11 protein-coding genes are annotated in these 14014 nt (G+C 68.8%); 7 read left to right on the forward strand and 4 right to left on the reverse strand.

The genetic code is table 11. From position 1 onward, the window contains the following. Positions 1-30: 30 nt before the first annotated feature. The 4 genes from yidC to rpmH are packed head-to-tail and all read right to left on the reverse strand — an operon-like array spanning position 31 to position 2120. Entirely contained in the window at positions 31-1182 is a 1152-nt protein-coding gene (yidC, locus tag QRY02_RS37530) for a membrane protein insertase YidC (protein WP_285987503.1), read from the reverse strand. Between the two features lie 5 nt (positions 1183-1187). Next, the gene (gene yidD, locus QRY02_RS37535; RefSeq protein WP_285994032.1) at positions 1188-1517 is read right to left on the reverse strand and encodes a membrane protein insertion efficiency factor YidD; all 330 of its coding nucleotides are present in this window, start codon (positions 1515-1517) and stop codon (positions 1188-1190) included. Positions 1518-1522: 5 nt separating this feature from the next. Further along, positions 1523-1957, reverse strand: coding sequence for a ribonuclease P protein component (gene rnpA, locus QRY02_RS37540; protein ID WP_285987504.1), 435 nt, complete (start codon positions 1955-1957; stop codon positions 1523-1525). 19 nt (positions 1958-1976) lie between these two features. Continuing rightward, positions 1977-2120, reverse strand: coding sequence for a 50S ribosomal protein L34 (rpmH, locus tag QRY02_RS37545; RefSeq protein WP_013231070.1), 144 nt, complete (start codon positions 2118-2120; stop codon positions 1977-1979). Between the two features lie 603 nt (positions 2121-2723). Here rpmH and dnaA point away from each other — a divergent pair. The 7 genes from dnaA (at position 2724) to gyrA (ending at position 13985) form a co-directional block, all read left to right on the forward strand. Continuing rightward, a complete protein-coding gene (dnaA, locus tag QRY02_RS37550) occupies positions 2724-4352 on the forward strand; it encodes a chromosomal replication initiator protein DnaA (protein WP_285987505.1) in 1629 nt (542 codons plus the stop codon). A gap of 878 nt (positions 4353-5230) precedes the next feature. Next, on the forward strand, positions 5231-6364 hold the full coding sequence (gene dnaN / locus QRY02_RS37555) for a DNA polymerase III subunit beta (RefSeq protein WP_285987506.1): 1134 nt from the start codon (positions 5231-5233) through the stop codon (positions 6362-6364). Between the two features lie 89 nt (positions 6365-6453). Then, entirely contained in the window at positions 6454-7344 is an 891-nt protein-coding gene (gnd, locus tag QRY02_RS37560) for a phosphogluconate dehydrogenase (NAD(+)-dependent, decarboxylating) (RefSeq protein ID WP_285987507.1), read from the forward strand. 10 nt (positions 7345-7354) lie between these two features. Next, positions 7355-8509 carry a DNA replication/repair protein RecF gene (gene recF / locus QRY02_RS37565; RefSeq protein WP_285987508.1) on the forward strand — a complete coding sequence of 385 codons (1155 nt, stop codon included), beginning with the start codon at positions 7355-7357 and terminating at the stop codon, positions 8507-8509. 220 nt (positions 8510-8729) lie between these two features. Further along, positions 8730-9233, forward strand: coding sequence for a DciA family protein (locus QRY02_RS37570; protein ID WP_285987509.1), 504 nt, complete (start codon positions 8730-8732; stop codon positions 9231-9233). Between the two features lie 197 nt (positions 9234-9430). Beyond that, on the forward strand, positions 9431-11398 hold the full coding sequence (gene gyrB / locus QRY02_RS37575) for a DNA topoisomerase (ATP-hydrolyzing) subunit B (RefSeq protein WP_285987510.1): 1968 nt from the start codon (positions 9431-9433) through the stop codon (positions 11396-11398). Between the two features lie 49 nt (positions 11399-11447). Beyond that, on the forward strand, positions 11448-13985 hold the full coding sequence (gene gyrA / locus QRY02_RS37580; RefSeq protein WP_285987511.1) for a DNA gyrase subunit A: 2538 nt from the start codon (positions 11448-11450) through the stop codon (positions 13983-13985). The last annotated feature ends 29 nt before the right edge of the window (positions 13986-14014 follow it).

Raw genomic sequence — 14014 nt, forward strand, 5'->3', positions numbered from 1 at the left:
CATTCGTCTCCTCTCCGAACCGGCCGCGCCTCAGCGGCGCTTCCGGCCCGACTTCCTGGTCGAGTCTTTGAGAAGGCCCGGCACGCCGGTGCCGTTGTCCTTCGAGCCGTTCTGGCCGTTGGTCTCGGCGGGGGCCGGATCCGCCACGGTCGCGCTGTCGGCCTTCACGGCCGCCTCCGCCTTCGCGGCGGCCTCCGCCGGCGTGAGCTGGGCGAAGCCGTGGGCCGAGCCCGCCTTCGTCACCTTCTTCGCCGTGCCGGCCTGGGCGGGCTGGTTCTTCTTCTGCTGGACCGGCTTCTGACCGACCTTCGGCGCGGTCGGCTTCTGACCCGGCTTCGGGCCGAGCGACGCGCGCTTCTCCGCGGCTTCCGCCTTGCGGGACGCCTCTTCCTTGTCGATCTTCGTGTAGACGAGGCGCTGCTGCATCAGGGTCCAGCCGTTGTTCGCCAGCCAGTAGAAGAGGAGGCCGAGCGGGAACAGCGCACCGAAGACGAGGACACCGAGCGGGAAGATGTACATCGTCAGCTTGTTCATGATCGCGGTCTGCGGGGTGGCCGACGCGGCGTTCTGCCGGGCCACCGAGTGCCGCGCGGTGAGGTGCGTGGCGATCGAAGCGACGATCATCAGCGGCAGCGCGACCGGGAGCACGCTCCAGTGGAAGCCGACGTTCGTGGCCCCGCCGCTGACGACCCCGACGCCGTTGTAGACCGCTTCACCGAGGTTGACGCCGAACAGCTTCGCGTTGACGTAGGACTCGACGTCGTGCTGGCTGAAGAAGTAGTTCTCGGTCTTCGGGCCGCCACCGGGCGGCGGCATCGTGAACGCGCGGAGGACGTGGTTCAGGCCGATGAACACCGGGATCTGGAGCAGCATCGGCAGGCAGCTGCCCAGCGGGTTGACGCCGTGCTCCTTCTGGAGCTTCTGCATCTCCGCGGCTTGGCGCTGCCGGTCGTTCGCGTACTTCTTCTGGATCTTCTTCATCTCCGGCGCGAAGTCCTGCATCTTCTTCATCGACCGGACCTGGTTCACGAACGGCTTGAACATGATGCCGCGGACCGTGAACGTCAGGAAGATGATGCCGAGGATCCAGGCGACCGCGGTCGATTCCCCGAACACGAACCCGAAGACCTTGTGCCAACACCAGAGGATGAAGGACACGGGGTAGTAGATGAAATCGAGCACTGCTGCTACTCCTCGATCGGTGTTTCAGGTCTGCGGTGTCGCCACGAGAACGTCTCGGGCACGGGGTCACGGCCGGGGGGTGTCCACGGGCCGCAGCGCAGCAGCCGGCGCAGCGCGAGGTAGGAGCCACGTCCGGCACCGTGCCGGGTGAGGGCTTCGACTGCGTACGCGCTGCAGCTCGGGTAGAACCGGCAAGCCGGCGGGAGGAAGGGCGAGATCGCCTTGCGGTAGAGCTTGATGGGGAGCAGCAGGACCCAGGCGACCGGGCCGGGCCGCGGAGGCTCGCCGTCGTCGAAGTGGTCGTGCGCTGAGTCGTGCTCGGGGGTGGCTCGCATGCCGGTCACACCGCTGATCCGTGGTCGGGGGTCGCGTCCGCGGGACGCGTCGGGCGGGGGACATCCCCGGCCGGACGGCGCGACGACAGAAGCCCCAGCCGACGCAACGCGGCGTCGAGATCGGACCCGAGCTCGGCGCTCGAAGCGGTCGACGACGGCGGCAATGCCCGTACGACCAACGCCGTACCGGCGGGCAGTGTTCCGAGCCTGGCGGAAACGAGATGACGCAATCGGCGGCTGACGCGGTGGCGGACCACCGAATTGCCGACCGCCTTGCTCACCACAAAACCCGCCCTGGCCGCCGACGGTGCGTCGGCGGCCTCGGACGGGTCCGTGGTCAGCGCGTGGACGACGAGGCGGCGCCTGCCTGCCCGGGACCCGCGACGGAGAACCACGCGGAAATCCTCACTCCGCCGCAGGCGTGCGGCAGCCGGCAGCACGGCGCGCCTCGGCCGGCGATCAGGCGGACAGCGCGCCGCGGCCCTTGCGACGGCGGGCCGCCAGGATGGCCCGGCCGGCGCGGGTCCGCATGCGCAGGCGGAACCCGTGGGTCTTCGCGCGGCGGCGGTTGTTCGGCTGGAAGGTGCGCTTACCCTTGCTCACTGCTTCTCCTGTGTCTCGCGTTGTCCGTGTTCCCGCCCGCCCGAAGCAGAATTACTTCTTCCACCTGGCGTGTCGTGCGGGCGCACGGCAGTCTCTGGTGTCTCCTACCAACGTGTGGCCTCGTCACGACGAGCGACGACAACGTGGGCACGCGAAACGCACCCGTCGCATACGGGAGACCTTACGAGGGTACGCACCCCCGTCGGGCGGCCGGTAAGCACCCCCTCGGCCACGGTACGCGACCGGCCGGCGCACCCGGTGGGTTCGACGCCGTGGCACCGAATGGCCACCGGCGGTGCACCGTGAAATGCTGGCCGCCCAGGATGCCTTGTGGCCGCGAGCGGGGCTTGTTAGCGTGCCTCTCTCGGGTCACCGGTCGAGGTGCACGAGTATCCGGGTGGTGGAGTGCCCACCGGCGTACGACGAGCCCGCAGGTGGTGGCGCCGCGGGTCGCCGTACATTAGTGCACAGCTGTGGACAACTATGTGGATATTCGCTGTGCCGGTGCGCGGACAGGTCTCCTGTGATCGCCGGGTGGAGTGACCGGGGAGTTCCGGGGCCGGCTCGGCCGTCCACGCCGACGAGGGGAGGGGAGCCAGACAGGTGTCGGATCACCAGCACAATCTGGGTGTCATCTGGGAACAGGTGGTACGCGAACTGTCCGACGGGACCCTGTCCCCCCAGCAGCGCGCCTGGATGCGCGTGACCCGTCCGATCGGCCTGCTCGACGGCACGGCGCTCCTGGCGGCGCCCAGCGACTTCGCGAAGGAAGCGATCGAACGCGGGCTGCGCGGCGCGATCACCGAGGCGCTTTCCCGGCGGCTCGGCCGCGCCATCTCGCTCGCGGTGAAGGTCGACAGCGCCGAGGCCGTCGCGCCGGCGCCCGCTCCCCGCTACGCGCCGTCACCCGGCCGAGTGGAAAACGGCACGAGCCCCGAACCGGCCCCGCCGATGCCGCCCAACGGCGCGCCGATGATGCCGCCGCCACGGCCCGCCGAACCCGTGCAGCCGAGGCCGCCGATGCCGATGCCGGCGCACCAGGCCGTCGCGTCGAAGCCGGACGACGGCGACGACACCGACGAAGAAGTCGACGAAGAGGGCGAAGCGCTCGCCGCGGTCCACGAGATCTGGCCGACGTTCTCCGGCCAGCCGATCGCCGGCCAGCCGTACACCGCGCCGGCGCAGCCGCAGACGTCGAAGACGAAGCTGAACGAGAAGTACACCTTCGACACGTTCGTCATCGGCGCGTCCAACCGTTTCGCGCACGCGGCCGCGGTCGCCGTCGCCGAAGCGCCCGCCCGCGCGTACAACCCGCTGTTCATCTGGGGCGAGTCCGGGCTCGGCAAGACGCACCTGCTGCACGCGGTCGGCCACTACGCGCAACGGCTCTTCCCCGGCATGCGCGTCCGGTACGTCTCGACCGAAGAGTTCACCAACGACTTCATCAACTCGCTGCGCGACGACCGCAAGGTCGCCTTCCAGCGGCGCTACCGCGACATCGACATCCTGCTCGTCGACGACATCCAGTTCCTGGAGGGCAAGGAAGGGACGCAGGAAGAGTTCTTCCACACCTTCAACACCCTCCACAACGCGAACAAGCAGATCGTCGTCAGCTCCGACCGCCCGCCGAAGCGCCTCGAAACGCTGGAGGACCGGCTGCGGACGCGGTTCGAGTGGGGCCTCATCACCGACATCCAGCCGCCCGAGCTCGAGACGCGCATCGCGATCCTCCGCAAGAAGGCGGCGCAGGACAGGCTGGCGGTGCCGGGCGAGGTCCTGGAGTTCATCGCTTCGCGCGTCGAGGCGAACATCCGGGAGCTCGAAGGCGCGCTGATCCGCGTCACCGCGTTCGCGTCGCTGAACCAGCAGCCGGTCGACAGCGCGCTCGCCGAGATCGTGCTGCGCGACCTGATCCCCGATTCGCACGCGCCGGAAATCACCGCGCCGACCATCATGGGCGTCACGTCCGAGTTCTTCGACGTCACGCTCGACGACCTGTGCGGCCCCGGCAAGACGAAGGCGCTCGCCACGGCCCGCCAGATCGCGATGTACCTCTGCCGCGAGCTCACCGACATGTCGCTGCCGAAGATCGGGCAGACGTTCGGCGGCCGCGACCACACGACGGTGATGCACGCGGACAAGAAGATCCGCAAGGAGATGGCCGAGCGCCGGCGGATCTACGACCAGGTGCAGGAGCTGACGTCGCGCATCAAGCAGCGCGCCCGCCAGTAGCACATCCCTTACCTCCCAACGACTTCGGGGCGTCCGCTCAATGTGGACGCCCCTTTGTCGTCTTCGCACCCGGTCGTCATCGGACACAGTCGTCTTTGGAGTCTCTGAAGCACGCGTACGCCCGCGAAGCAGCGAAGGTGCGTACGCGTGCTTCGCCAAACTCGCGAAAATTGTTTGTACACAAGGGGTTTTCCCCACCGTGTGGGCAGATTGCCCACAGTGCCAACGGATCTCCCACCAGCGAAGACACGGATTCCCTCCACACCCCGCCCACAGGCGATCCACAGCGCATCCACACCCTTGTCCACGCTGATTCCACAGGTTGCCCACATGATGTGCACAGGAGGAGCCGATCACTCGGAAGAGGGGTTCGGACCCCGTCCGGCACCCCCAGACCCTGGGTACAAATCGCCCCACACCTGGGGACAACCGTGGGGACAACTGGGGCCTTCTGTGGACGGATCGGCCGCCGCCCGAAACCATCCACGGATGGCCCGATCTACCCACAGGTCTGCCACCACGGTTCTCCACACGCCCGCGACCGGTCCCACCTGCGCAAACGAGCTCAATCCACACAATCCACAACGCCTATTACTGCTACTGCTCTTAGATCTTCTAAGAGAGAGAACAAAACAAAAACAGGCGGAGAGCGAATCTGGGGACAGCCGCGAGATCGAGTCGTCATGTCGACAAAGTCAAGGGGAGGCCGAGGTGACGTCGGCGCCCGCGACGGCCTAACGTGGATGCCTGCACCTGGTCCGTGCTCCGGCCGCTCACGCGGAGGGCGGACCGGCCGGAGGGGGCAGCCGGTCTCTGCCCTTCGAGAACGAGGCCTGGCCCGAGCCCGCACGGGGCTCGATCGTCGAAAGGATGCGCGCATGAAGATCCGCGTCGAGCGTGACGGGCTCGCCGACGCCGTCGCGTGGGTGGCCAGAAGCCTCCCCTCCCGGCCTCCGGTGCCGGTGCTGGGCGGTGTCCTGCTCGACGCCGGTTCGGACGGCGAAACCGACGCGCTGACGGTCTCCGGCTTCGACTACGAGGTCTCCGCCACGGTCGGGGTCCCCGCGACGATCGCCGACGGCGGCCGCCTGCTCGTGTCCGGGCGCCTCCTCGCCGACATCACCAAGGCGCTGCCCGCGCAGCCGGTCGAGATTTCCGTCGACGGCTCGCGCGCCACCATCACGTGCGGCACCGCGCGGTTCTCCCTGCCGACCATGCCGGTCGAGGACTACCCGCAGCTGCCATCCCAGCCCGCCTTCGCGGGCGAGCTCGCCGGCGACGCGTTCGGCCAGGCCGTCACCCAGGTCGTCGTCGCCGCGGGCAAGGACGACACGCTGCCGATGCTCACCGGCATGCGGCTCGAGATCTCCGGCAGCTCGCTGACCCTCGTCGCGACCGACCGGTTCCGGCTCGCCATGCGCGAGTTCACCTGGCAGCCCGCCGAGGGCCTGGCCGACGCCGCGGTGCTCGTCCCGGCGCGCACCCTCGCCGAGGCGGCCAAGACGCTCGGCGCCAGCGGCGCCACGATCCGCCTCGCCCTCGCCAGCGGCGAAGGACTGCTCGGCCTGTCCGGTTCCGGGCGCTACACGACGACCCGCCTGCTCGACGCCGAATTCCCGCCGTACCGCCAGCTGCTGCCCGCGTCGCACACGTCGCGCGCGGTCATCGACGTGTCGGCGCTCACCGAGTCCATCAAGCGCGTTTCACTGGTGGCCGAGCGGGGGACTCAGGTACGACTGGAGTTCGGGGACAACACGCTGCGGTTGTCCGCGGGCGGCGACGACGAGGGCAGCGCCGAAGAAGAGCTGCAGGTCGAGTACGAAGGTGAGCCGGTGACCATCGCGTTCAACCCCGGTTACCTCGTCGACGGCCTCGGCGCGCTGCACAGCGGCCAAGCGGAGCTGACGTTCACCACGCCGAACCGGCCCGCGCTCATCAAGCCCGCCGACGCCGAGGGCAACGTCGTCCCCGGCTACCTCTACCTCCTGATGCCGGTCCGCCTCCCGGGCTGACCCGCCTAATCCGTGGGGGTCCGGGTGGCGGAGCCCCCGGCCGGGGCGAAGCCCCGTAAGACACTGCCTGAGCACGTAAGGGGATCTCGATGGTTCAGCTCGGTCTGATCGGCCTGGGCAAGATGGGCTTCAACATGCGTGAGCGGCTGCGCGCGGCCGGTCACGAGGTGGTCGGCTACGACCGCAACCCGGACGTCACCGACACGACGTCGCTCGAGGACCTGGTGTCCAAACTGGACGGCCCGCGGATCGTCTGGATCATGGTCCCGGCCGGCGACCCGACCCGCCAGACCGTCACCGAGCTGAGCAACCTGCTCGCCGAGGGCGACATGGTGATCGACGGCGGCAACTCGAAGTACACCGACGACAAGCTGAACGCCGATCTGCTCGCGGCGAAGAACATCGGCTACGTCGACTGCGGTGTCTCCGGTGGCGTGTGGGGCAAGGACAACGGCTACGGACTGATGGTCGGCGGTACCGCGGCCGACGTCGAGAAGGCCATGCCGATCTTCGACGCGCTGCGCCCGGAAGGCCCGCGCGAAGAAGGCTTCTCGCACGCCGGCGACGTCGGCGCGGGGCACTACGCGAAGATGATCCACAACGGCATCGAGTACGGCATGATGCAGGCCTTCGCCGAGGGCTTCGAGCTGCTCGAGGCGGCCAAGGTCGTCAAGGACGTGCCCGCGGTGATCAAGGGCTGGCAGCGCGGCACGGTCGTCCGGTCCTGGCTGCTCGACCTGCTCGTGCGCGCGCTCGACGAGGACCCGGAGCTGGACGACCTCGAGGGCTACGTCGAGGACTCGGGCGAAGGTCGCTGGACGCTGGAAGAGGCGATCAACAACGCGGTGCCGGCGCCGGTCATCTCGGCCGCCCTCTTCGCGCGGTTCGCTTCGCGCCAGGAGCACTCGGCCGCGATGCGCGCGGTGGCCGCGCTGCGCAACCAGTTCGGTGGGCACGCCGTGAAGAAGGTCGGCGGGTAAGGAGTTCCGGGTGTATCTGCGCCACTTGCAGGTCACCGACTTCCGCTCCTGGCCCCAGGCCGATCTCGCCCTCGAACCCGGGCCGACCGTGCTGGTCGGCCAGAACGGTCGCGGCAAGACCAACCTGCTCGAAGCGATCGGGTACGTCGCGACGCTGGGTTCGCACCGCGTCGCGACGGACGCGCCGCTGATCCGGCACGGCTGCGAGCGCGCGCTGGTGCGGGTCGCGGTCGTCAACGAGGACCGCGAGCTGACCGTCGAGCTCGAGATCACCGCCGGCCGGGCGAACCGCGCGCGGGTCAACCGCGGGGCGGTCGGCCGTCCGCGTGACGTGCTCGGGATCCTGCGCACGGTGCTGTTCTCCCCGGAGGACCTCGCGCTCGTGCGGGGTGACCCGGGCGAGCGACGCCGGTTCCTCGACGAGCTCTTGGTGCTGCGCGCGCCGCGGTACGCCGGGGTCCGGGCGGACTACGAGAAGGTGCTGAAGCAGCGGAATGCCCTGCTCAAGACGGCCGGGAAACGACGTACGGGCCGCGAAGACCCGTACGCGCTGTCGACGCTCGAGGTCTGGGACGACCACCTGGCGGTGGCGGGCGCGGAGCTGCTCGCCGCGCGCCTGAACCTCGTGGCTGACCTCGCGCCGCACGCGGCTTCGGCGTACATGGGGGTCGCGCCCGACTCGCGTCCGGCGAAGATCGCCTACCGGTCGTCGCTGGGTGCCGCCCTGCCGGAAACGTACGGCGTACCGGACGGCGAACGGGCGCAACCCGCGGTCCTGAAGGACGTCTTACTCAAGGCGTTGGGTGAAGCCCGCAAGGCGGAGCTCGAGCGCGGCATCAGCCTGGTCGGCCCGCACCGGGACGAGCTGGAGCTGATCCTGGGCGAAGCGCCGGCGAAGGGCTACGCGAGCCACGGCGAGTCGTGGTCGTTCGCGCTCGCCCTCCGGCTCGGCAGCTACGAGCTGCTGCGCGAGGAGGCGGGCGAGCCGGTGCTGCTGCTCGACGACGTGTTCGCCGAGCTGGACCGCAAGCGCCGGGCCCGGCTGGCCGAGGTGGCCGCGAGCGCCGAACAGGTGCTGGTGACCGCGGCGGTCGACGAAGACGTGCCCGGGGAGCTGGCCGGCACCCGGTTCGTGGTGGCGGACGGTGAGATCACGCGTGGCTGAGCAGGGCGACCGGGCACCCCGTGTGACGGGCGGCACAAACCGCACCCGATCTGGGGACAAACCTGTGGACAGTGTGGATAACACGGTGAATGAGTTATCGCCGCGCGTGACCATGCGGCCAGATGGGTGGCGCAAAACGCCGGGTAGCGGCTCTGCTGCGAACTCCAAGCCAGCTCCGGGTACTGAGCGTGATGGTGATGTTGGGCCGAACGAGCCCCCGGTGACGGGCCGCGACCTCGCGCACGCCGCGCTGGAGGCCGCGAAGGCGAAGGCCAAGGAGCGCGGCACCTCACCCGGCCGGCGCCGCCCCGCGACCGGTGGTGGGCAGAGCCCCCGGCGTCGCCGCTGGTCGGGCCCGGGAGCGGACGCGCGCGACCCGCAGCCGCTCGGCCGGCTCGTCTCCCGGTTGATGAGCGACCGCGGCTGGAACGAAAGCGTCACCAGCGCCCGCGTCTTCGCGCAGTGGGCGCGGCTGGTCGGCGAAGACGTCGCCGAGCACGCGCAGCCGGTCGCGCTGAAGGACGGCGAACTCACCGTCCGCGCCAGCTCGACGGCGTGGGCCACCCAGCTGCGGTTGCTGCAGGGAAAGCTGCTGGCCAAGATCGCGGCGGGGGTCGGCAACGGCGTCGTCAAGCGGATGCGGATCCAGGGTCCGACCGCCCCGAGCTGGCGGAAAGGACCCCGCCACGTGCCAGGCCGCGGCCCCCGTGACACGTACGGCTGACCCGGGTTGCGTGATGCTCGGTTGAATGCCCCGAGAACGCATTCAGACCTCCCGAGATACGTCAAGACTCGGCTCGAACCGATTTCGTTCGTCTGTGACGCGTTCAGGGGTGTCCTTGCCGCATGTCAGCGGACGCGGCCAAGTACACTGGAGGAGAGCGAGCGTCCGCTCGGGCGAGACGAGGAGAAACAACGCCGGTGACCGAGAACAAGAGCGAGTACAACGCGTCGTCGATCACGGTGCTCGAAGGCCTTGAAGCGGTCCGCAAGCGCCCCGGCATGTACATCGGTTCCACCGGTGAGCGCGGCCTGCACCACCTCGTCCAGGAGGTCGTGGACAACTCCGTCGACGAGGCGATGGCCGGGCACGCCACCAAGGTCGAGGTTACCCTCCTCGCCGACGGCGGGGTGCGCGTCGTCGACGACGGCCGCGGCATCCCGGTCGACATGCACCCCAAGGAGAACAAGCCGACCATCGAGGTCGTGCTCACCCAGCTGCACGCGGGCGGCAAGTTCGACAGCGACTCCTACGCGGTGTCCGGCGGCCTGCACGGCGTCGGCATCTCCGTGGTGAACGCGCTGTCGACGAAGCTGCTCGCCGAGGTCAAGTACGGCGGCCGCCAGTGGCGCCAGCTGTACACCGACCAGATCCCGGGGCCGCTCGAAGACCTCGGCCCGGCGACCGAGACCGGGACGACGATGACGTTCTGGGCCGACGACAGCATCTTCGAGACCACGACGTACAACTTCGAGACGATCTCGCGCCGCCTCCAGGAGATGGCGTTCCTCAACAAGGGGCTGACGCTGTCCCTGCGTGACGAGCGGGTCGCCGACGAGGAGGCCGAAGCCGACGCCGAGGGCAAGGTCGCCCGCGTCAAGGAGAAGGTCTACTGCTACCCGGGCGGCCTCGAGGACTTCGTCAAGCACATCAACGGCAGCAAGGACCCGATCCACCCCAGCGTGATCTCCTTCGACGCCAAGGGCACCGGCCTCGAGGTCGAGGTCGCGATGCAGTGGAACACCGGGTTCACGCCGTCGGTCTACACGTTCGCCAACACGATCAACACCCACGAGGGCGGCACCCACGAAGAGGGCTTCCGCGCCGCGCTGACCCGCGTCGTCAACTCCTACGCGCGCGACAAGAAGCTGCTCAAGGAGAAGGACGCCAACCTGACCGGTGACGACGTGCGCGAGGGTCTCGCCGCGATCGTCTCGATCAAGCTGGGCGAGCCGCAGTTCGAGGGCCAGACCAAGACCAAGCTGGGCAACAGCGAGGCCAAGACGTTCGTGCAGCAGCAGTCGAACGAGTGGCTGGCCGACTGGTTCGAGCGCAACCCCACCGAGGCGAAGACGATCATCAACAAGTCGATCTCCTCGGCGCAGGCCCGGATGGCCGCGCGCAAGGCGCGTGACCTCGTCCGCCGCAAGGGCGCGCTGGAGATCGGCGGCCTGCCCGGCAAGCTCAAGGACTGCCGCTCGACCAACCCGGCGGAGTGCGAGCTCTACATCGTGGAGGGCGACTCGGCCGGCGGCTCGGCCAAGGAAGGCCGCGACTCGATGTACCAGGCGATCCTGCCGATCCGCGGCAAGATCATCAACGTCGAGAAGGCCCGCATCGACCGCGTCCTCAAGAACACCGAGGTCCAGTCGCTGATCACCGCGCTCGGCACCGGCATCCACGACGAGTTCGACCTGTCGAAGCTGCGCTACCACAAGATCGTGCTGATGGCCGACGCCGACGTCGACGGCCAGCACATCACCACGCTGCTGCTCACCCTGCTGTTCCGGTTCATGACCCCGCTGATCGAGCACGGGCACGTCTTCCTGTCGCGCCCGCCGCTGTACAAGATCAAGTGGCCGCGGGCCGAGCCGGAGTACGCCTACTCCGACCGGGAGCGCGACGCCGTCATCCAGGCAGGCGTCGAGGCCGGCAAACGGCTCCCGAAGGACGACGCGATCCAGCGCTACAAGGGTCTCGGCGAGATGAACGCCGAAGAGCTGTGGGAGACCACGATGGACCCGGCGAACCGGCTGCTGGGCCGGGTGACCATGGACGACGCTGCCCAGGCGGACGACCTGTTCTCCGTCCTGATGGGCGAGGACGTCGAGGCGCGCCGGTCGTTCATCACGCGCAACGCCAAGGACGTCCGCTTCCTGGACGTGTGAGCGTCCCCGCCCCTTGTCCCGCTAGGACTCCTCACTCGAGAAGGACCAGATGACGGAAACCCTGCCGCCGGCTCCGGAGAACGACCGGATCGAACCGGTCGATATCCAGCAGGAGATGCAGCGCTCCTACATCGACTACGCGATGAGCGTGATCGTGTCGCGGGCGCTGCCGGACGTGCGCGACGGCCTCAAGCCGGTCGCCCGCCGGATCCTGTACTCGATGTTCGACAACGGCTTCCGGCCGGACCGCGGGTACAACAAGTGCTCGCGCGTCGTCGGCGACGTCATGGGCAACTACCACCCGCACGGCGACTCGGCGATCTACGACGCGCTCGTGCGGCTCGCCCAGCCGTGGTCGCTGCGCTACCCGCTGATCGATGGCCAGGGCAACTTCGGCTCGTCGGGCAACGACCCCGCGGCCGCCATGCGGTACACGGAGTCCCGGCTCGCTCCGATGGCCATGCAGATGCTGGCCGACATCGAAGAAGACACCGTCGACTTTTCCGACAACTACGACGGCCGCACGCAGGAGCCCGACGTCCTGCCGTCGCGGTTCCCGAACCTGCTGGTCAACGGCGGTTCCGGGATCGCCGTCGGGATGGCGACGAACATCCCGCCGCACAACCTGCGCGAGGTTTCCGAAGGCGTCGTCTGGGCGCTGGAAAACCCCGAGGCGACCGACGACGAGATGCTGGCCGCGCTGCTGGTGCGGATCAAGGGCCCGGACTTCCCGACCCGGGCGATGATCCTCGGCACGTCCGGCATCGAAGACGCCTACCGCACCGGCCGCGGCTCGATCCGGATGCGCGCGGTCGTCGAGGTCGAGGAGGACGCCAAGGGCCGCACGATCCTGGTCGTGTCCGAGCTGCCCTACCAGGTCAACCCGGACAACCTGGTCGAGAACATCGCGAACCTGGTCCGCGACGGCAAGCTCACCGGCATCGCCGACATCGCCGACGAGTCCAACAGCCGCTCGGGCATGCGGATCGTCGTCACGATCAAGCGTGACGCGGTCGCGAAGGTCGTGCTGAACAACCTCTACAAGCACACCCAGCTGCAGCAGAACTTCGGCGTCAACATGCTGGCCCTGGTCGACGGCGTGCCGCGCACGCTGCGGCTCGACCAGATCATCCGGCACTACGTGAAGCACCAGGTCGAGGTCATCGTCCGGCGGACCAAGTTCCGCCTGAAGAAGGCCGAAGAGCGGGCCCACATCCTGCGTGGGTACGTCAAGGCGCTGGACATGCTCGACGAGGTCATCGCCCTCATCCGGCGGTCGCCCTCGGCGGACGAGGCCCGGCCGGCCCTGATGGAGCTGCTGGACGTCGACGAGATCCAGGCCACGGCGATCCTCGACATGCAGCTGCGGCGCCTCGCCGCCCTGGAGCGGCAGCGGATCATCGACCAGCTGGCCGAGATCGAGCTGGAGATCGCCGACCTCAAGGACATCCTCGAGAAGCCCGAGCGGCAGCGCTCGATCATCCGCGACGAGCTGATGGCGATCGTCGACAAGTACGGCGACGACCGGCGCACGAAGATCATCGGGTTCAGCGGCGACGTCACCGACGAGGAACTCATCGCGGTCGAGGACGTCGTCGTCACCATCACCCGCACGGGGTACGCCAAGCGGACGAAAACGGACCTGTACCGCTCGCAGAAGCGCGGCGGCAAGGGCGTGCAGGGCGCGACGCTGAAGCAGGACGACATCGTCCAGCACTTCTTCGTCTGCTCGACGCACGACTGGATCCTGTTCTTCACGAACAAGGGCCGCGTCTACCGGACCAAGGCGTACGACCTGCCCGAGGCCAACCGCAACGCGCGCGGCCAGCACGTGGCGAACCTGATGGCGTTCCAGCCGGACGAGCAGATCGCCCAGGTCATCCAGATCAGGAACTACGAAGTCGCGCCGTACCTGGTGCTCGCCACCAAGCGCGGCCTGGTGAAGAAGACCAAGCTCACCGACTTCGACTCCAACCGCTCCGGCGGCCTCATCGCCATCAACCTGCGCGAAGGCGACGAACTGGTCGGCGCGGTGCTGGCGGCGGCCGAGGACGACCTGCTGCTGGTGTCGGCCGAGGGCCAGTCCATCCGCTTCCACGCGACGGACGAGGCGCTGCGGCCGATGGGCCGCCCGACCTCCGGCGTGATGGGCATGCGGTTCAACGACGGCGACGAGCTGCTCGGCATCAGCGTGGTCAAGGAGGGCAAGTTCCTCCTGGTCGCGACCGACGGCGGGTACTCGAAGCGCACGGCGATCGAGGACTACCCGGTCCAGGGCCGCGGCGGCAAGGGCGTGCTCACCATTCAGCACGACCGCAAACGTGGCAGGCTGGTGGGTGCGCTCATCGTCGACGCCGAGGACGAGCTGTACGCGATCACCTCGAGCGGCGGCGTGATCCGCACACCGGCGGGCGATGTCCGCAAGGCGGGACGGCAGACGAAGGGGGTCCGGCTGATGAATCTCGGCGAAGGAACCACTCTTCTCGCGGTCGCACGCAACGCGGACGAGCCCTCGGACGTCGCCAATGGTGAAGCTTCCGAAGCGCCCGAAGCGGGTGACGAGACGACGGCGCCGTCGGAGCAGTAAGTTCACAACTACGGACAGCGCCCCACGGC

Source organism: Amycolatopsis sp. DG1A-15b (assembly GCF_030285645.1).
Classification (GTDB): Bacteria; Actinomycetota; Actinomycetes; order Mycobacteriales; family Pseudonocardiaceae; genus Amycolatopsis.